This window comes from Bacillus sp. NPDC057893, from assembly GCF_042796455.1.
GTDB lineage: Bacteria > Bacillota > Bacilli > Bacillales > Bacillaceae_G > Bacillus_A.
On sequence record NZ_JBHVNG010000005.1, the window covers coordinates 202,394 to 222,315 of the forward strand.

The 19,922-nt window shown below is 34.0% G+C and carries 13 protein-coding genes and 5 pseudogenes; 5 read left to right on the forward strand and 13 right to left on the reverse strand.

Annotated features, from left to right (window positions below; genetic code table 11):
- The first annotated feature begins 2 nt into the window (after positions 1-2).
- The gene (locus tag ACFVQC_RS22195; RefSeq protein WP_033706759.1) at positions 3-956 is read left to right on the forward strand and encodes a nucleoside hydrolase; all 954 of its coding nucleotides are present in this window, start codon (positions 3-5) and stop codon (positions 954-956) included.
- 251 nt (positions 957-1,207) lie between these two features.
- Here ACFVQC_RS22195 and ACFVQC_RS22200 read toward each other — a convergent pair whose 3' ends face one another.
- Both ACFVQC_RS22200 and ACFVQC_RS22205 read right to left on the reverse strand, forming a co-directional pair.
- Entirely contained in the window at positions 1,208-2,074 is an 867-nt protein-coding gene (locus tag ACFVQC_RS22200) for an MBL fold metallo-hydrolase (protein ID WP_033706758.1), read from the reverse strand.
- Between the two features lie 389 nt (positions 2,075-2,463).
- Positions 2,464-3,777, reverse strand: a complete 1,314-nt coding sequence (locus tag ACFVQC_RS22205) for a hemolysin family protein (protein WP_377891025.1) — start codon at positions 3,775-3,777, stop codon at positions 2,464-2,466.
- Between the two features lie 488 nt (positions 3,778-4,265).
- Here ACFVQC_RS22205 and ACFVQC_RS22210 point away from each other — a divergent pair.
- Positions 4,266-4,367, forward strand: a pseudogene (locus ACFVQC_RS22210) (ArsR/SmtB family transcription factor); the annotation flags it as partial.
- Positions 4,368-4,378: 11 nt separating this feature from the next.
- Here ACFVQC_RS22210 and ACFVQC_RS22215 read toward each other — a convergent pair.
- Together ACFVQC_RS22215 and ACFVQC_RS22220 are read right to left on the reverse strand one after the other, a co-directional pair.
- On the reverse strand, positions 4,379-4,540 hold the full coding sequence (locus ACFVQC_RS22215) for a DUF7003 family protein (protein WP_377899329.1): 162 nt from the start codon (positions 4,538-4,540) through the stop codon (positions 4,379-4,381).
- Positions 4,541-4,614: 74 nt separating this feature from the next.
- Positions 4,615-5,334, reverse strand: coding sequence for a class I SAM-dependent methyltransferase (locus ACFVQC_RS22220; RefSeq protein WP_377899330.1), 720 nt, complete (start codon positions 5,332-5,334; stop codon positions 4,615-4,617).
- 192 nt (positions 5,335-5,526) lie between these two features.
- Here ACFVQC_RS22220 and ACFVQC_RS22225 point away from each other — a divergent pair, with 192 nt between their 5' ends.
- Both ACFVQC_RS22225 and ACFVQC_RS22230 read left to right on the forward strand, forming a co-directional pair.
- Complete coding sequence (locus ACFVQC_RS22225; protein WP_377891030.1) at positions 5,527-6,264, forward strand: ZIP family metal transporter; 738 nt, start codon at positions 5,527-5,529, stop codon at positions 6,262-6,264.
- 82 nt (positions 6,265-6,346) lie between these two features.
- On the forward strand, positions 6,347-8,047 hold the full coding sequence (locus tag ACFVQC_RS22230) for a pyruvate oxidase (RefSeq protein WP_377899290.1): 1,701 nt from the start codon (positions 6,347-6,349) through the stop codon (positions 8,045-8,047).
- Positions 8,048-8,091: 44 nt separating this feature from the next.
- On the opposite strand, the gene ACFVQC_RS22235 is transcribed toward ACFVQC_RS22230, so the two are convergent.
- The 8 genes and pseudogenes from ACFVQC_RS22235 to ACFVQC_RS22270 all read right to left on the reverse strand — a co-directional run.
- Positions 8,092-9,096 (reverse strand): ABC transporter permease subunit, encoded by a 1,005-nt coding sequence (locus ACFVQC_RS22235; RefSeq protein ID WP_335470990.1) that lies wholly within the window; start codon positions 9,094-9,096, stop codon positions 8,092-8,094.
- 1 nt (position 9,097) lies between these two features.
- Positions 9,098-9,963: pseudogene (locus tag ACFVQC_RS22240) on the reverse strand (ABC transporter permease subunit).
- Between the two features lie 187 nt (positions 9,964-10,150).
- Positions 10,151-10,280, reverse strand: a pseudogene (locus ACFVQC_RS22245) (MFS transporter); the annotation flags it as partial.
- Between the two features lie 267 nt (positions 10,281-10,547).
- Positions 10,548-11,579 carry an alpha/beta hydrolase gene (locus ACFVQC_RS22250; RefSeq protein WP_377899292.1) on the reverse strand — a complete coding sequence of 344 codons (1,032 nt, stop codon included), beginning with the start codon at positions 11,577-11,579 and terminating at the stop codon, positions 10,548-10,550.
- A 301-nt stretch (positions 11,580-11,880) separates the two neighbouring features.
- Positions 11,881-13,764, reverse strand: a complete 1,884-nt coding sequence (locus tag ACFVQC_RS22255) for an ABC transporter permease (protein ID WP_377899293.1) — start codon at positions 13,762-13,764, stop codon at positions 11,881-11,883.
- Positions 13,765-13,776: 12 nt separating this feature from the next.
- Entirely contained in the window at positions 13,777-14,544 is a 768-nt protein-coding gene (locus tag ACFVQC_RS22260) for an ABC transporter ATP-binding protein (protein WP_201040266.1), read from the reverse strand.
- 1,295 nt (positions 14,545-15,839) lie between these two features.
- Positions 15,840-16,370, reverse strand: a complete 531-nt coding sequence (locus tag ACFVQC_RS22265) for a hypothetical protein (protein ID WP_002065306.1) — start codon at positions 16,368-16,370, stop codon at positions 15,840-15,842.
- A gap of 371 nt (positions 16,371-16,741) precedes the next feature.
- Positions 16,742-16,918: pseudogene (locus tag ACFVQC_RS22270) on the reverse strand (TetR/AcrR family transcriptional regulator); the annotation flags it as partial.
- 156 nt (positions 16,919-17,074) lie between these two features.
- Here ACFVQC_RS22270 and ACFVQC_RS22275 point away from each other — a divergent pair.
- A complete protein-coding gene (locus ACFVQC_RS22275) occupies positions 17,075-17,572 on the forward strand; it encodes a DAPG hydrolase family protein (protein ID WP_377899294.1) in 498 nt (165 codons plus the stop codon).
- A gap of 267 nt (positions 17,573-17,839) precedes the next feature.
- Here ACFVQC_RS22275 and thrS read toward each other — a convergent pair.
- A pseudogene (thrS, locus tag ACFVQC_RS22280) lies at positions 17,840-19,759 on the reverse strand (threonine--tRNA ligase).
- Positions 19,760-19,922: the final 163 nt, after the last annotated feature.

The window sequence follows — 19,922 nt, forward strand, 5'->3', positions numbered from 1 at the left end:
CAATGATGAAAAAAGTGTACTTCAATCATGATGGTGGTGTAGATGATTTAATTTCATTGTTCCTATTACTTCAGATGGACAATATTGACCTCACAGGTGTTTCTATTATCCCAGCAGATTGCTATTTAGAACCAGCGATATCTGCAAGTCGTAAAATTATCGATCGCTTCGGCAAAAGTAATATTGAAGTAGCAGCGTCAAACTCTCGTGGGAAAAATCCATTTCCAAAAGACTGGCGGATGCATGCATTTTATGTAGATGCTTTACCAATTTTAAATGAGTCTGGGAAAGTTGTGACACCCGTAGCGGCCAAACCTGCGCATCACCATTTAATAGAAACTCTTCTACAAACTGAGGAGAAAACAACTTTATTATTTACAGGTCCTCTTACCGATCTTGCCCGTGCACTATATGAAGCGCCTGTAATCAAAGAAAAAATTGAAAGCCTCGTTTGGATCGGCGGTACATTTCGTACTGCGGGCAACGTACATGAACCTGGGCATGATGGAACAGCCGAGTGGAATTCGTTTTGGGATCCCGAAGCAGTCGCTCATGTATGGGATACTAATATAAAAATTGATTTAGTAACACTAGAAAGTACAAACCAAGTTCCGCTAACTTTAGACGTACGTGAACGCTGGGCAAAAGACCGTAAATATATTGGTGTCGATTTCCTTGGTCAATGTTATGCAATGGTCCCACCTCTCGTTTATTTTTCAACTAACTCTACCTACTATTTGTGGGATGTATTAACTACTGCATTTGTTGGAAAAAGTGATCTCGCAAAAACACAAATGATTAATAGTATTGTTCATACATATGGTCCTAGCCAAGGGCGTACAGTGAAAACTGCTGATGGACGACCTGTAAATGTAGTATATGATGTAAACCACAATGCATTTTTCGACTATATAACTGAATTAGCTAAGAAAGCTTCTACTCGAAACCCCCGCTAATTAACGTATTCTACTTAGGGAATGAAAACTAACACTTGTTTAAAGGCTAGGAATTGCAACGAAAGGTTTATTATGTTAACTTTCACAACCGTGGTATAAATCCAGATGATGAGCCATCTAAAAGATTTAGAAATTGGTTGGAACTAATTATTTAATTATTAAAAAGAGTATTGAATTAACTTTCAATACTCTTTTTGTGCAGTTAAATTGCATTTGGTCAGAATAAGCATTAATTTCATTAGAGTTAGGTTTTACAGATTAACCATTTCATAACCATTTACAAAATACGCTATTGTTTCTAGCTCATCTTCATTTAATTCTCTATCTAGCTCTTGCTTATACGCTGCCTTTATCTTCTCTTCATCGCCTTTATGAGTTTCCGTATAACTTCCTACTGTTTTTAACAAACAAATCTCTCGCAAAAACTCATTTCGATCTATTGCTTCCCCATGAGAAAGAATATATGTCTCAGCATCAAATTTCTCTAATTCTTCTATTAATGTAAACGTTCGTTTCGTCGTATAGTTCCACTTTGAAGAAAAAATATCTGCATATATACAGTCTCCTAAAAACAATATCTTTTCTTCTTTAATATACATAACAACAGAGTCATGTGAATGATCTCCGCCCACATGCTTTAACACACATGTCACATCACCAAGGTCTAATTCAAGTTGATCCTGGAACGTTAAGGTCGGAGGAATAATTTTAATATTTCTTGGTTTTTCACTGAACTCTTTTTTGATACATTCCGCACAAAATTCAATTTCTGTACCTTCTTTTACACGTGCGTCCAATGCCTCATCCGTCCACTCGTAAGAAACAAGTGTGTTCATCTCTTTTTTCGTTTCAATATGTGCAATAGATACTGCATCTTGTAATACAGGCAATCCAAAAATATGATCCCAATGCCAATGCGTTAATGCTACGAAATCAGGATTTGATACATTCTGTTCTTTTAGCATTTCTAAAAACAATTGTGCATGTTCTTCTGAATTTCCTGCATCAATCATTAAAGTTTTTTCTTTTCCAACGACCATTCCTAATATAGGTCTATCTGTTTCAGAAACAGGTGTCATATACCAAAATGAGTTTCCTATTTTTTTAATTTGCTGCATAACTATTGCCTCCATTTATGACTGTGTGAAAATTTCCAGCCAAGAAATTTCTTTATTTTGTATTTTGATTATTAGTAAATAACAATGTCAAAAATAAAATCATTCTACATTTTTTATTATCTAGTGAAATACAAATACTAATTTTGACAAGGGAATCATTTCTCAACATTTGTTACTTTTAATCTATTTTACGCTACGAATTTACCTTTATATTATATTACAATTTGTATAAATGAGATATATTTTACAATATCGAAGGAGTGTTGAACCTTGAATGCAAAGGAAACAATCATTCCCTATTTCGGTAATGCGTTAGCAGCTAAAGAGTTGATCAATCAATTCGTTTAATGAAGAATGCTAACATATTACCAGCTAAATAAAAGCAGCAACTATACAGTTGCTGCTTCCATCATTTCTTTTTGTATTTCAACACGTTTGATTTGGTGAGGGTCTTTAGAAAGAATTTTAAATGCATATCCTTCGCTATTTACTGTTTGCCCTTCCTCTATATCATAATTCTGCATCAGAATCCAACCACCAATCGTATCAACATCACTATCATTCATATGTAATCCTAGTAAATCATTTAATTCACTAATTAATACCTTACCTTCTACGACAACATGTCCTTCATTCATTTGCTGAATGGGCGGACGCTCATCTTCATCGTATTCATCACGTATTTCTCCTACAATCTCTTCCAGTATATCCTCAATGGTTACAATACCAGCCGTACCGCCGTATTCATCATATAAGACAGCCAACGGAATACGTTTCTTTTGCATTTGTAGTAAAAGATTATGTATTGGTATGGTCTCAATTACTTCAATTACTGGACGCGTATACGATTGAATAGAACTAAATTCTTTTGTTTCCTTATTCATATAACGAATAAAGAAGTCTTTCACATTCACCATGCCAATGATTTCATCTTTATCTTCCCCAAATACTGGGTAACGTGTATACTTTTCATCACGGATTATTTTCATATGGTCTGCTAAAGAATTATCTACATGTAGCCCTATAATTTCTGTACGAGGGACCATGATTTCTTTCGCAATACGATTATCAAATTCAAAAATATTATTTACATATTTGTATTCAGCTTGATTAATTTCTCCACGTTCATAACTTTCAGAAAGAATCAGTCGTAATTCTTCTTCTGTATGTGCTACATCATGCTCTGATGCAGGTTTTAAGCCGAACATTCCTGTTATCATCCTTGCAGAGCCATTTAACAAGCGAATAAACGGATACATGATTTTGTAGAACCAGATAAGCGGAGCCGAAAGTAATAAAGTAACCTTCTCAGCCTTTTGAATCGCCAATGTTTTTGGTGCTAATTCACCAACTACAACATGTAAGTACGTCATAATAGTAAAAGCAATCCCTAAAGATAATACACCTGCAATGGAAGGATTGATGTTCCACTTATCAAATAAAGGGTGTAAAAGTCTCTCAATCGTTGGTTCACCTAGTGCCCCAAGTCCCATTGCTGTAACTGTAATCCCTAATTGACAAGCTGACAAATATTCATCCAAGTTTGATGTCACTTTCTTAGCTGCCAGCGCACCCTTCTTTCCTTCTAATACAAATTGATCAATCTTTGAACCTCTTACTTTTACAATAGCAAACTCAATTGCCACGAAAAATGCAGTACATGCGATTAAAACCGCTACCATGATTAAATTAAATATGTCCAACTAATTCCCTTAGCTTCCTTGAAACTAAAGGATTCACCTCCTGATATATTTTCTCTTTCCATACCTACAATTTCATACACTTTAACATGAGATTGAATACAATCTACATTCTCAAAATGATGAGAGGTACTTTGAGAAAATCGAGGTCATTTAGCCACCTATCCGAGTCAACATCTGAGTCCAATACATTTCCACCGCCTTGATTAAATTATCTATATGTTAGCATGAGAAATAAATCCCAGTCAACTTTTACATTTTATATCCCCTGAAATTTAAACAAAGGGCTTCTCTTCCCTGTTACATAAAATCTATTAATGCGTGCACCAAACACTATCCCCCCTTCACTTCTACTAACTTTATTATTTTTTTATTCCTTATTTACATTCCTTTTCACATTAAAAATAAAGCGAAGAAACATATATCAATCTTTTTTTAAAATATTTTGACACACATATTAGTAATAACTAATACGATTGGAGTGAATACAATTGTTCAACTCAAATGATTTAGATGTGAAAGCGAAGTTCATACGTGGCTTTGCCGATAAAATATTGTTAAAAATTTTTCAATGTATCATAGGTGGTGAAAAACAGTTTCTGATTTAAAGGTCATCCTCTTCTTGTTTTTCAAAATCACTCCATGTCCAATTGGTCCAATCATTATTCACTTTCCCTACAGTAATCAAATTCACATTATTTAATTCAATCGCTTTAGCTAAACTTTGAAAAAAGATGCTCTCACTCGGTTTTTGATCATCACTTATATCAGGATGTTCCCATTCTTCTGTTTGATAAGGAACACTTCTTTATGTCACTTATCAACTAATAATCAGCATCCCTATCTTTTCTTTCGGCAAACTACCACCATAGAATAACAATTCTCCTGCAACTCATTCCCATCCCAATCATTATATATATGTAACAATTCAAACCCATTCGCTACTAGTAATCTTTCTAATTCTTGTGGATACGTATACCGAAGATCTATTGTTGTTTTCAGTTCCTCTACTAGCGTATCCTCCTCATAAAACCTTCTTGTTGTTATGTAGTGCTGTATTTGTTGAATTGAATCATAATTCATCTCAGTATATAAATCGCATCTTCTTCCCTTTTCATCTGTAATAGTTGTCCAATATTCTTCTGTAGATGGTTGTATTAATTCTTCCTTTGACGGAAAACGTGTATCAAATATGAATATACCATTATCAGTTATTACATTATGAATCGATGCTAATAATTGATTTTGATGTGTATTAGTAAGAAAATGTTGGAATCCATGTCCTACCATAAATGCTAACGGAATTGTTTCTTCGACCCTCAATTGCAAGCAGTCTTGCTGTAACCACTTTATATTCTTTAAACTCGCAGATTTACTCTTCGCTTCAGCAAGCATTCCTTCATGTATATCTATACCAATCATTTGATACCCGTTTTCTATGAATGGAATTGTAACTCTCCCTGTTCCACAGGCTATATCTAGAATACATTCATTTTGTATATTTAGTTTTTGCGCCCATGATAGTAAAAACGGAAAATCTGACAAACTTTTATTTTCTATATCATATCGTTTTGGATTTTCATATTCAGATAAGTTCCATTTTGTTTGTACTTACATTCCCCATTTCATTTTAATATATAAATTATAATGAATTCACAGTTTTTTCTCTATAATCAAACACAATTACTTGGACTAATCTAACTTTCCTTTTCGTAAGCTAAAAATAAGTGGAAAGAATCGGAGTGTGATAAAGTGGAACGATTATGGATCCCAATGATTGTAACATTTTTTTCGTTCGGTGGATTACTATTAGGAGGTGCTGTTGGAGTAGCAACACGCCAACTAATTGAAGAAAAGATGCATCGCTTATACGCATTATGTGGTGGGATTTTGCTTGGGCTTTTATCACTTGAAATTATTCCTGAGACATTTTCAAGCTATGAAATAATAGGTCCTATACTTGGGATAGCTATGGGAGTATTAGTTATGAGTTTATTAGATAACTATTGCCATCATCCGATTATACATAAGAAAGATCAACAAGCATGGCAAACCTTCCTTTTTCTTTCTTTCGCTATATTCATTCATAATATGCCGAGTGGGTTTGCTTTAGGTACAGCATTTACGAATCATAACGACTCTGCCATTCCTTTCTTACTTGCGATTGTCATTCACCATATTCCAGAAGGGTTAGCTTTAATTATTCCATTTCTTTTTACAAAACATAAATATATTTCATTTTTATTAACAACTTTATTACTTTCTCTCATCCTAGGGACCGGTACTGTTTTTGGCATTATGATGGATGGGAAAGCTCTCCATTTACAAGGACTTACTATGGGAAGTGCAATTGGTTCTCTTGGCTATGTCACAATTCACGAAATGCTTTGGAAAGCAAAAAAACAGCTACCTTTCCTTCCGTTTCTATCGTGGTCTACAAGTGGATTTTTACTAATAATAGTCTTCACTCTTTTCACTGGACATCATTAAAACAAATAAGTTATATCATTTGTATATTTTTCCTTTTTCTCCAAAACATAATAGTATCTACCTATTATAAGGAGGAACGATTATGTTTGGGAAAACAGCCGGTGAAGCATTAGTAGATCTTTTAATTGATTGGGGCGTAGAACACATATATGGTATGCCTGGAGATTCCATCAATTCTATAATTGAAGCTTTAAGAAAAAAACAAGATAAAATTAAATTTATTCAAGTTCGCCATGAAGAAGCTGGCGCGTTAGCAGCGGCGGCATATGCGAAATTAACAGGGAATCTTGGTGTTTGTATGGCTATTGCAGGACCTGGAGCTATTCATTTATTAAATGGTTTATACGATGCAAAACTCGATCAAGCTCCTGTATTAGCAATTTCAGGACAAGTAGAAACCGATTTACTCGGGACGGATTTTTTCCAAGAAGTAAACTTAGAAAGAATGTTTGATGACGTTGCGGTTTATAACCAACGAATAATGTCAGCTGAACAACTACCTGCTGTAGTGAATCAAGCGATTCGAATGGCATATACGAAAAAAGGTGTATCGGTTCTAACCATTCCAGATGATGTTCCGAAATTTGAAGTGAAAAATGGTGCACGTATTACGAACTCTTCCTTTACATTACCTGAAATATTTCCGCAAGAAGAAGATTTAACTGTAGCGAAACTCGCACTTAATGAAGCGAAAAAACCTGTTATTTTAGCCGGGAAAGGCGCGAAACATGCGAGAGAGTCTTTACTTGCATTTGCAGAACATATCGGTGCTCCAATCGTACTTACATTACCAGCTAAAGGGATTGTTCCTGATGAACACCCTCTTTGTATCGGTGGATTAGGATTAATCGGGACGAAACCTTCTTATGAAGCAATGAAGCATGCAGATACTTTAATTATGGTGGGCACTTCTTATCCGTTCACTGGTTTCTTACCCGAAAAAGCAAAAACACTTCATATTGATACAGACCCCGCACAAATCGGGAAACGTTATACGACAGATATCGGCTTAGCTGGTGATGCTGATAAAACATTAAAATGGTTAATTGAAAATGTAGAAAAACACGAGGATCATTCCTTCTTAGAGCATCATCAAGAAATGATGAAAAAGTGGGAAGAAAAATTACACACTCAAGAAGAAGATTCTTCTACTCCAATTAAACCACAACGAGTTATGCATGCACTGCAGAAAGTAGCAGAAGATGATGCAATTCTTTCAGTCGATGTCGGAAATGTAACAGTATGGACTGCGAGGCACTTCCGTATGACAAACCAGAAATTTATCATTTCTAGTTGGCTTGCAACACTTGGCTGCGGTTTACCTGGTGCACTTGCTGGACAAATTGCTTTCCCGGATAAACAAGTGTTTGCAGTTTGTGGTGACGGCGGATTCGGAATGACAATGAACGATTTCGTAACAGCTGTTAAATATAAACTACCAATCGTTGTCATTGTATTAAACAATAATAAAATTGCTATGATTAAATTCGAACAAGAAGTTATGGGGAATATTGAATTTGGTACAGACTTAACGAATCCTGATTTCGCAAAATACGCAGAGGCGTGCGGTGGTATTGGATACCGTGTAGAACAGTTAGATGACTTACTTCCTGCCTTTGAAAATGCGGTAAAACAAAGTAAACCATGCATTATTGATGTAGTTGTAGATGTAAATGAAGCACCAATGCCAGCAAAAATCACATTTGGTCAAGCAGCTGGTTATACGAAACATATGATAAAAGAATTATTTGAAGAAGGTAAGATTGATTTACCACCACTTTAAACAAAAAAGATAGCTGAAAACAATTTGTCTTCAGCTATCTTTCTTTATTTTTGTACCTCTTTATAGAAAGAAAAATCATTCATAGTAGGTTGTACTTGCTTCTCTACTTTCACTTCTTTATCCTTCCTCTTCGGCATTCTTACATTTCCTAGTTTAATCGCATCTTGCATACTATTACTAATAAGATTTCCTGACAAGATTGTCATACTATAGAAAGCGATTGGTATAAGTACAATCCATGTATGAGTAGTTAAGTGACGGAAGTTTTGACCAATTAGGCCAGTCCATTCCTTTGTTACACTATCTGCATCTATAGCGCCAAAAATTATTGTTCCGCCAAAAAATAATCGCAACAAACCCAGATGTAAGAGAAGTAATAAAGTGCTAACAAATTGCTGGGCTACTAATAAAAGAAATGATGGTAACATATGCGGCCATACATGACGCTTCAGTCTTTGCCACTTACTTCCTCCAAGCACTGTTGCCGCCAACATAAATTCTTCTTTCTTAATTCGCTTGACTTCTTGCGCTACATACAACATAACTGTCGGTACTGCAAGACATGCAAGAACTATAATTTGAAACGCAACTCGCAAATGAAACGGAGCAGCTGCCTCTCCACTGTCGAACATTAAAACTTCCTTTAAAATAAAATAGGAAATCATAACCATTGGCACGATACTGAATGGATCAAAAAAAGATGAGATAACTGGAAATGAGCGTTTACTGTACATACCAAGTAATAAACCAATGCCTCCCCCAATCACTACACGTAAAACTGCAATAACTATACTCGCACCTACAGTCCATTTTGCTCCTTCTATTATTAACTGGAAAAGATCGCGACCTTTGTCATCACTTCCGAACCAAAATTTACTCGATGGCGAAAACGGAGCAGCCTCTAATTCTCCTTTTTCGTTATACAACATCGTTAGTTCTCGAATGTTCCCATCGAAAAACAACGTATTCCCAATACTAACAATCATAAGTACACTTAAAAAAGTAACACCAAACCAAAATCTTACATCTCTTTTAACAACTTGCCACATATTACGCACGCTCCTTTATAACATTTTGTAAAAGCGTATGTAATAAACGAAACAAGATAAAAATCGGTACATATAATATAATTAAACTTACTGTGAAAATTTCTATGTTCGAATGTTCTTTTACAAATACAAACATTCCATACGTGTTAAAAATCCATTCAATAATATATAAATTGGATAGCATAAATAAAATATTTGTTTTCGCATAATAAACTGTCGTCAATAAAACATTTCTTGAAATATGATGTGTCAAAATATGCCGTAAGCTTAACCCTTTACTCTTGGCAAACATACTATAATCTTTCTCTAATTCTTCTCTGAACCTTAATAACAAAAGTTTAATAAACAATAACGTTGTTGGTATTGTAAGACATATAATCGGTAACAAACGTACTCTTTCTTCCCCTAATCCAGCCAGTTTGATTGGCATAAACCCTGTTTTTTGAAAAATATTACGACAAGAAGTTGCGATAATAAAATAAGTAAAATATCTGGTATGCTCTCAAGGGTAAGAAAAATCCCATTCCATATTCTTTGTTTCATATGAGTTCGTTGCAGTACAAAAACAACAAGTACATACGCTATACATAAAGAAAGTAAAAAAGCTGAAAGAAATACTATCATCGTTTCAATATAATGGATCCAAATTTGCGGAAATAATTTTCTCGGCGCTTGAAAACCATATGTAATTTCAGTTGGGTGAAGTACTTTCTCACCAACATATATAATTGCATTCCAAAAACCGATTAAATCAATTTGCAATCCCTTAAATAACCGAGGGAGCGCACCTAGACAGATTATACATAAGATTGCAGCAAATAATTGTAAACAAGTAATACCACACCACTTAGCAGTTCGCATCAACATAACTATTCCCCTTAGAATTTGATAGAATATTCAGAGATAAAAAGTTGGACATATTACATCTCTTCAGCTATACCCTGCACTCTCTTTTGCCCACTAGGTAATATAGCTTGATAAAGGCACGTAACAAATAATAATAAACCAAATAGAGCATACAAACTATTTACCATTTGATTAATACCTGTTGCTGCACTGTATTGGTCTAACAAGTAAAACATTAAAGAAATTCCAGCAATCATAGAACCGAGTCGCTCTAAAATATTTGCTAGAAAAAAGCGTGCATACACTTTCTTTCGAAATAACTGTAGCATTTCTTTCATACTCAATATCCTTTCTCTCGACAAAATATTATTATTTCGGTCATTTCTCGGAAGTCTTGTTATATTTTTCGACCATTATCCAATCTTTTCCTTCTTTATAAAAAACAAGCTAAAAAAAAGACCCTTGTTCATAAATACAAGAGTCTTTACATTTTTCTTCACTTCACGAATTTGTTGTGGATATTTATCTAAAATCTTTAAACTTCTCGCTAATACCTACTTAATCTCTCAATTTTTTTAATTTCCTAAAGTTCGGATACATTTGATTTACTTGACGAATGTGTCGCACATCCATTTATAAAACTTTTCCTTCTCTTCAAATTGCGGATAATGAGCTGATTTCTCAAAAGTAATAAATTCTTTTTTATCAGCTTCAATCATATCAAAATATTTTTTTGCTGCAAGAAATGAAGTATTATAATCATATTTTCCCATAAGAAAATAAAACGGTAGATTCAGCTTAGTTACTTTAGTAGGTAATGGATTCTTTAAATCTTTTTCTAATAAAACTGTTTGAGAATAGGATAATCCATAGTTATAACGAATTACGTCAAACAAGTTATATTCATTACTGAATAACATCCCTATGTTATCACCATCTGGATTTTCAATAAGTCTTGACGTTCCACCGTATTTCGCAACATAATTTCGCGGGGGATATGTATCGCCATTTTTAATTTGTTCAGTTAACCCTTTTAAATGTGAAACCTCATCCGCATTCCCAGCATTTTGTGCCTGTTCAATAACGTAGTTTAAACTATTCATCTCACTTTCTACTGTATCACTCATCTGCCCTATACCAACATACGCTTCATATTTTTCAGGAGCTTTATTGGCAGCTTGCATTCCAATATATGTACCGTAAGAATGACCAATCAATATTACTTTTTCTTTACCGAGACGTTTTGAAACGTAATCCGTCATAGCTAATAAATCCTCCACGAGTAGATCTGACGAAAGGTTAGAATAGTCTTCAAAGAAATGATACGATTTCCCGCTTGCTCTTTGGTCATAATTAACAACTGTAAATTTCTCTTCCAATAAGTCTTGATATTTTTGAGCATACGGTATTTCTGAAGAACCAGGTCCACCATGTACAAAGATAATAACTGGATTACTCTTATCTTTGCCGCGTATCATAATTTCATGATCACTTCCATTTATCTCTACTTGTTCTAATGTACTTATACTGTTATTACCTTTTATTTGTGAAGTCCATGTAGGAAATACTAGTGCAATGATTATTAGTAGTATAACAGTGACTCCAATAAGTTTTATTATTTTTTTTATCTTCTTCATAAGACGCTTCCTTTCTATCTAAATTTATAAAAATATCGATTTAATTCTATAAAACTACATCAAATCGCCTCAAAAAATAAGAACGTAGGGCAATTACACTTTCCAATTTCATCTCAATCTTTTTATACATTATTAATGTCCCATACACTTCTTAACTTTCCTCTATATAAACTCTTAATATTTTCTTAATTTTCAATATTCTAACCTCAGAAAGACTTTATAACATCTCGCATACACATATTTATGTATGACACCTATAGAAAAAAGCCCTTGTTTTCATAACAAGGACTTTTTTCTTAAACTATTTCGCTACTTCTTCTTTCGGCATTACCATCCCTTTATAAAGTTGGACAGTAATCCAATAATAAATGAAATAAATTACTATGAAGATTCCTATTGGCATCCACACTTTTACAAACGGGTCAACTAATATGAAGCTGAATAAGTTAAGCCCTACTAAAACGTGGGAAATTCCAATAATTGCTGGGAAGATAAATAAATATGAAATTTCTTTATATATACTTTTTGTCAGCATACTACGTCTCACACCAATTTTTCGTAACATTTCATAACGGCGTACATCACGAGAAGCGCCCGTTAATATTTTGAACATAAGAGAACTTGCCATCATTGCCAAAAAGGCAATTCCAAGGAAAAATCCCATAAACATTGTCCCGCTCATGAAACTGTTCATAAACTGATAAATTGTCATTTTAGTAAATAAGTCTACTTTTGCACCTGTTGTTTTTTCAATTTGTTCTTTTTGTCTCTTATCTATTTCGATCAACAACGGTTTATATTTTTTCATATCATCTACTTTTGCTAATGTCACAGTGTGTTCTGTTCCTTGAATTCCTTTATAATGCTCTTCATCAGCAATTCTTACAGGTTTTCCGTTAAATTGATTATGTGTAATTTGTATTTCTCTTACAACCGCATCTTCCCAATCTTTTGGCATACGAGGAAGCTTATTCGCTACTTCAGGAGCTTCCAAAGCAGAATATACGGGTTCAGTTAAAGGTTCAGCTACACGTTTACGAGCAGGTTCTTTTAAAGTCTTTGTATCAAAATGATCTGAAATAAGTGGTGGTTTTTCAGTTAAGTCGTTACGTAAGTAATAAACTGCTTCTTCATCTACTTTATACTTATACTTACTTTCTTCAACAATTTCCATTTCTTTTAATGCTGCTTTATCTTGTTCATTTGGATCATGAATTACGACATCATACACACGTGAGAAGTCTGTCATAATACCGACGTTCTTTTGAAACGCCATACCTGCTGTCATCGCACCTGCACCTAATGCAATTAACATCGCTACAGTGCCTAGTACTCTCGATAAACTAGTCACTCGAAAGCGTAACTGTGCATAAGTAAAACTATTTAATCCCGTTTCATTTCGCTTTTTATTCCCCTTAATTTTCATTACAAAAAGTGGCAGTAATGAGTTGAAAATGAAATACGTTCCTAATGTCGTAACGATTGTCGCTATTATAAATCCTAGTTCAGCAAACATTTGTATATTTACCATAAAATAGTATCCTGTACTTACTAGCAATACACCTAGTACTGTCATAATAACTGTGCGAGTTTTACTTTTCTTCACCTCATCTTGCGTTTCATCTTCACGTATTAACTCTAATTCTGTTTTACGTAATAATCGGAAACTATTCATTAAACCAGTAATGAAAAATAATATTAAGAAGAAAATAGATGTAACTAATATAGCTGGTGTGTACACAGATGCGTAATTACCTTTTGCTGAAATTTCCATTCCATTCATTAAAAAATTTCCTGCTACACTAGCAAGTACTATTCCTACTAAAATACCGATAATAATACTGACAATCCCCATACCAAAAGTCTCAATAAATAATAATTGCGCTACTTTTTTCTTTTTCGCTCCAAGCATCATGTACATACCGAGTTCTTTTCTTCTTAATGTAAGTAAAAAAGAATTGGCATATATGATGTAAAAAACTGTAATGAAAGAAAGCAATATTGCACCAACCCAGAAGACGAGCCTAATACTACTAATGAGACTATTATCTTTTGTAAATTCACTATTCATCGCCATCGTTTGGAACATGTAAAAAATACTAATACTAATGACTAGACCAATAAGTAAAACCATATAATCCTTTAACATTTTTTTCATACTATGACGTGATAATTTGAATAACATAGTCTCGCCCCCTTACTTAGGCTCAGCCGCTGAGCCCATTTGGGCAAGCACACCTAAAATATCTTGATAGAAATTTTCTCGTGTTCCTTGACGTTTTAACTCTTTATAAAGAAGTCCATCCTGTATAAATAAAATACGTTCACAATAGCTCGCACTAAATGCATCGTGTGTTACCATCAAAATACTTACATTGTGATTTTCATGTAAATCTTGCATCGCTTCTAATAAACTTTTTGCATTTTTACTATCAAGTGCTCCTGTCGGTTCATCTGCTAATACGATTGCCGGATTATGTACTAAAGCTCGTGCTGCCGCTGTTCTTTGTTTTTGTCCACCAGAAACAGCAGTCGGATATTTAGTTAAAATTTCAGTAATCCCTAATTTCTTTGCTACTTCATTTACTTTTCCAGTAATCTCACTTGACGGTACGCCTTGCAAGGAAAGTGGTAAAGCGATATTTTCATAAATTGATAAATTTTCTAGTAGATTAAAATCTTGAAAAATAAATCCTAATTTTTGAGAACGAAAATCTGATAATGCATTCCCTTTCATAGAAGTAATATTTGTGCCAGCTATTGTTACACTGCCACCTGTCGCTTGATCAAGTGTACTAATCACATTTAGTAATGTCGTTTTACCAGATCCAGATGGACCCATAATCCCTACAAACTCTCCTTCTTTAATACTTAATGAAACACCCCTTAATGCTTTTGACTGATTCTCATTTCTTTTCCCATACGTTTTTTCTACACTTTCTACAGTAACTACATTTGTTGACATCTCTTTCACTCCATCCCTTTTGTATAGTATTAACTTCTCATATATTTCTTATCTTTTTGTCATATAAATCCTTAAGGATTTTTTAACTTTTCAAACTTAAAAGAAATATGAATCATATCACTTCTTAATATTCTCATTTTTCTAAAACTCGTTCATTCGATTTCTCTTACATTTACCTTACAATTTTGTAAGGTAAAAAAGAAAACACACCACTTTGAAATTGAAGTGAACCCGAAAAGGGGGAATCCTATTCTCACAAGGGACCTTCTTTTTTGTTCTATGGATCTATGCATTTTTTATACATTCCTATCCTGGCGCGGTTTTAGGGTTCTTATTTGTTACTAGATTAGCCGAAAAACTGTATAAAATCTTGCATGCTCTTAGCGTGGGTTTTTTCCGAAATACTGACGGTACCCCATCTCCATCAAGCTAAAAGAACGAGTTATCCCCAAACAATAAATACGAGCAACATGCTCAAAACTTTCATTCTGGGATATTATGATGTCTTAACTTGATCGGCTCGGCATGTAGTTTTATCCCTAATTAATAGCTTGTTCTCTTCTATATAACTTATTAAAATATAGATTTGAACCATATTTCTCAATGAATAAAATAACTTAACATGGTAAAATACTATTTGGATGGGAGTCCAATACATATTATTAAAATTAAGATGGTTCAAGTCTGAAGAAGGTACCTTAGGGTGTCTTTTCTTTATGACCTTTATCATCAACTATTTAAAGTCTATTTAGACTATTGCATAACATATGTTTTTTGTACCACGCTTTGTTGATGCATTTAACCTTCACAGTTGTTGAAGGTTTAGACTTATTCCTTAGTGTAGCCATATCATTAGAACATCCTGCAATATTTAGACAGAATGTAGCCAATGAAAACAATAATATTAATTTATTCAAATAATCACTTCTAACGCTTTTTTAGTTAACATTTTTTCATAAAATAAGCTCCTTACTAATTTCACATTATATTAAAGGCCAGAAAATATTCTTATACTCTAAATTGTTACGTTTGAATTAAGGAGAATTATGAGTTACGGCGGTACTTGCAGTGATTTTGATGGAGAATTCGGTTACTAAAAAAAGTGGTTCAAGTCGGAGGAAGGCACCTTAGGGTTTCTTTTCTTTATAGGCTAGCACCAAATCCTGTATCCATTATTTGTTCACTTTGAATACATACGGTTTAAGTTTATTATCAAATTACCAATACAATTAAAGTAAAAAAAATCCCTCAGATAAACTGAGAGAACCTTTAAAATTCACATTATTTTTCCTTCTTTAATCGCATTTTTCTATTTGGTCGCCTTCTTCACCTGTGTTTACTGCCGAACTATCCGTTCCGCCTCCCACTGCATGCTGCTGTTTGGTGTTAGAACTTTCGATGGCAGCGTTGGTTCCCGCTGCACTGTCATCTCCACCACCACTTGCCACTTGAGTAGCACTAGCCTGTTTCTCACGGGTTCTATTAATTTGATTATTGATGATGAGTACAAATTCTGCCTCTTCATCCGAAGTTTCTTTTTTCATTTTATGCGGCTCAATCTGATCCCCACTAATTCCTTTATTTATCGCTTCGCCTCCAGCGCCCACCGTTTCTTGCTGTCGGGTATTCGATGAATCGATTGCTGCATTACTTCCTGCTGCACTATTTTGTCCGGCTCCACTGGCGATTTGTGTTGTATTCGGTGCAAATGTAATCTGATTATTAATGACAATGACAATTTTTCGTTTATCATCAAGATTTCCCAAATTAATTTCTTGCCCATTTTTTTTTACAAATCGAAACGTGATTTTTTCATTGTTTTCCATGTTCTCACCCCCTTTGTAATATTAAATGACTAAAGAATGATAATGGATTGGACAAGGGTATTTTTTTATAAATATGTGCACCCCGCCCACAATGAAGGCTGTATTCCTATGACTACTTTCCATAAGAAGTGAATGTTATTTTTCTTAAGCCGTTCCAAAGTAAACTTTTAAATATTGGTTTACTTTCATTATTATTAAAAAATATAAAAAAAACCGATCTTTAATCGATCCGTTTTTTTATGTTTCTTTTGTCTAAAATTACAGAAATAATGAGCAAGACAGTTAATATAATAATTACATTCAAATCACTTTCATCTTTTAGAAAAAATGAATATAAAATATAAATCACCAATACTACTCCACAAATCAAATAGGTCATATTTATCACGATAATGTAAGTAAAATGTCCCTCGATTAATATTGGCTCTAGCTGTAATATCCTTAACCGTAATGGAATCAAACCCTTTTTCATTTATTAATTCAGTTAGTGCATCACGTATCGCTTCTTTAGTACGAGCTACACGTAAATCAGTGTATGCACTTTTCATTTTTTACCTCATAACTTTTTTTAGACATATTTTTATATAATGTTCAGAATGCAACAGATCAGCTATTTCTGTTTATTGAACCCATAAGATACCCATACTATAATACTAAATATAAATAACCAACACTATGTTGATTAAAAAATAGGAGGTACAGAAATGAAAAACCAAGTATCACTAGTAGTTGAACATGAATTGAATGACGTAACACCAGAAATGATTGACTGGTGGTGGGATAATATTGATAACTCTGAACGATATAAACTATGGCACCCAGAAGAACATGTTGATTTTAAGTGGCTAGTTGATCCTAAAGTGCATGGGCATGTAGGAGCCATATCAGCTTCAATCGAATCTGCTGGGGATGGACTAGAATTTCCGCTAAGAATTAGATGGGAAGATCCTAAAGATTGTCCTATAAATACCCATTACAGCCATGTTTTAATGGGTTCATGTTTAGATGATAATGACGATGTAATTTCACAAGTAATACATCAATACGAAAAATCCGAGAACGGTACAGTAATGACTTCTACATTCATTTTCCCGAAAGGATTACCACCATTTATTAACCTAAGTGGTTTATATAAACACAATGTAGAAGAAATGAGTCAGTTCAGCAAATTTTTACCGAAACTTTTTAAAGAAAATTTGTAAGACAAGTTAACAGCTTTACTTTTAATAAGTGATTAACTAGAAAACAAATCGCCTCCAACATTTTAGATATGTCTACAATGTTGTGGGCCTTTCAATATCAAATCAATCACTTTCCACTTTACCTCATCCAGGTAATGTACTCTTCCCTTCAAATAAAAAACACCTCCGTTGAATTGACATACTTAGTATGCGAATTCAGGAGGTGTTTTTTTCATGTGCCATTATTCGAGTTCACTTCATTATAATGGCGTATTTTCTAATCAATTATTATTTTTTATCCTTTATTTCCTCTTCAATGCTTGCCACAAATACATCTAGCGCAACAACTTCTGACTTCTCTTCACCATATTTTCGTACATTTACAGCTTCGCTTTCCATTTCCTTATCCCCAATAACAAGAACATAAGGAACTTTTTGCATTTGTGCTTCCCTTATTTTATATCCTAATTTTTCATCTCGTATATCTCGTTCAACACGAATTCCAGCTTGTGCTAGTTTGTCTGCAACCTCATTTGCATATTGTACATGTACTGCATTTGAAACTGGGAGTACTTTCACTTGAACTGGTGCCACCCATGTAGGGAATGCGCCGCCAAAGTGCTCAATTAATATGGCTAAGAAACGATCTAAAGATCCTAAAACTGCTCGGTGGATGACAACTGGTCTTCTTTTTTCATTATTTTCATCTATATAATTTAAATCGAATTTCTCTGGCATTTGGAAATCGAGCTGGACTGTTCCGCACTGATGACTTCTATTTAAAGCATCTTTAATATGAAAATCAATTTTCGGTCCGTAAAATGCACCGTCACCTTCATTTAATCTATATTTATAATTTAATGATTGTAATACATTTTCTAATGCCGATTCTGCTTGCTCCCATAATTTATCGTCACCCATTGAATCTTCTGGGCGAGTAGAAAGTTCTACTTCATACTCAAATCCAAAAGTTTTATACACATAATCAATTTGCGCCAACACTGATTTAATTTCATCTTCAATTTGTTCTGGTGTTACAAATAAATGAGCATCATCTTGGCAGAAAGTACGAACTCTTAATAATCCGTTTAAAGCGCCACTAAATTCATGTCGATGCACTTGACCGAACTCACACATGCGAATCGGTAATTCGCGATAAGAATGCAATTTATTTTTAAACATAAGCATATGTCCTGGGCAGTTCATCGGTTTTAATGCAAAACTTTTATGATCTACTTCTGAGAAATACATATTATCTTTATAATGTCCCCAGTGTCCTGACTTCTCCCATAATTCTTGATTCATCATAAATGGAGTACGCACTTCTTGATAATTGTACTCATTTTGAATTTCTCTTAAAAATGCTTCTAATTCATTGCGAATAATCTGTCCTTTCGGCAAGTAAAACGGCATTCCCGGAGCCTCTTCCGAAAACATAAACAATTCAAGTTCACTACCTAATTTCCGATGATTTCTCTTCGCAGCCTCTTCAACAAAATGCAAATAATTTTCTAATTCTTTTTGTGAAGCAAATGCAACACCGTATATACGCTGAAGCACTTGATTATTACTATCACCTCGCCAATATGCACCAGAAACATGAGTTAATTGAAATGCTTTCAAATAACCAGTAGATGGCAAATGTGGTCCTCTACATAAATCTACAAATTCACCTTGTTTATAAAGTGTTACACTCTCATCATTAGGAATTGCTTCTAAAAGCTCTAATTTCAAACTATCATTCATTTCTTGAAACAGTTTTTTTGCTTCTTCTCGAGAGATTTCAACTCGTTCTATCTTTACATTTTCATTTATAATATTTTTCATTTCTTTTTCGATTTCCGGTAAATCTTCAACATTTACACTACTTGCAAGATCCATATCATAATAAAATCCATTTTCAATAACTGGCCCTACTCCAAGCTTCACATCACCATAAATTCTTTTCACAGCTTGCGCTAATATATGTGCCGCAGAGTGTCTTGCAATTTTTACCCCTTCATCTGAATCCATAGTAATGATTTCTACTTTCGCACTTTCTTCAATGTTTCATCGTAAATCAAAAGACTGCTCATTAACTTTTCCTGCGACTGCTTTCTTTTTTAAACTACTACTAATCGAACCAGCAATTTCTTCCAAAGTAATACCTTTCACAAATTCTTTAACGCTACCATCTGGAAATTTAATTTCAATCATCTGTTCTTTCATTTTTCATCTCTCCATTTCATAATAAAAAGCACACTCATCCCTAAAATAGGGACGAGTGTGCTTATACCCGTGGTTCCACCCAGATTCCCATCACAAAATGCAATGGCTTCTTTTACGGTAACGTCGTTTACACGGCACTAGATACTTCATTTCCCCAGTGCAG

Excerpts from the sequence above, each read along its gene's own strand:
- ACFVQC_RS22195 (WP_033706759.1), top strand. The coding sequence starts at position 3 with ATGATGAAAAAAGTGTACTTCAATCATGATGGTGGTGTAGATGATTTA.
- ACFVQC_RS22200 (WP_033706758.1), bottom strand. The coding sequence starts at position 2,074 with ATGCAGCAAATTAAAAAAATAGGAAACTCATTTTGGTATATGACACCT.
- ACFVQC_RS22230 (WP_377899290.1), top strand. The coding sequence starts at position 6,347 with ATGTTTGGGAAAACAGCCGGTGAAGCATTAGTAGATCTTTTAATTGAT.
- ACFVQC_RS22235 (WP_335470990.1), bottom strand. The coding sequence starts at position 9,096 with ATGTGGCAAGTTGTTAAAAGAGATGTAAGATTTTGGTTTGGTGTTACT.
- ACFVQC_RS22250 (WP_377899292.1), bottom strand. The coding sequence starts at position 11,579 with ATGAAGAAGATAAAAAAAATAATAAAACTTATTGGAGTCACTGTTATA.
- ACFVQC_RS22255 (WP_377899293.1), bottom strand. The coding sequence starts at position 13,764 with ATGTTATTCAAATTATCACGTCATAGTATGAAAAAAATGTTAAAGGAT.
- ACFVQC_RS22260 (WP_201040266.1), bottom strand. The coding sequence starts at position 14,544 with ATGTCAACAAATGTAGTTACTGTAGAAAGTGTAGAAAAAACGTATGGG.
- ACFVQC_RS22265 (WP_002065306.1), bottom strand. The coding sequence starts at position 16,370 with ATGGAAAACAATGAAAAAATCACGTTTCGATTTGTAAAAAAAAATGGG.
- ACFVQC_RS22275 (WP_377899294.1), top strand. The coding sequence starts at position 17,075 with ATGAAAAACCAAGTATCACTAGTAGTTGAACATGAATTGAATGACGTA.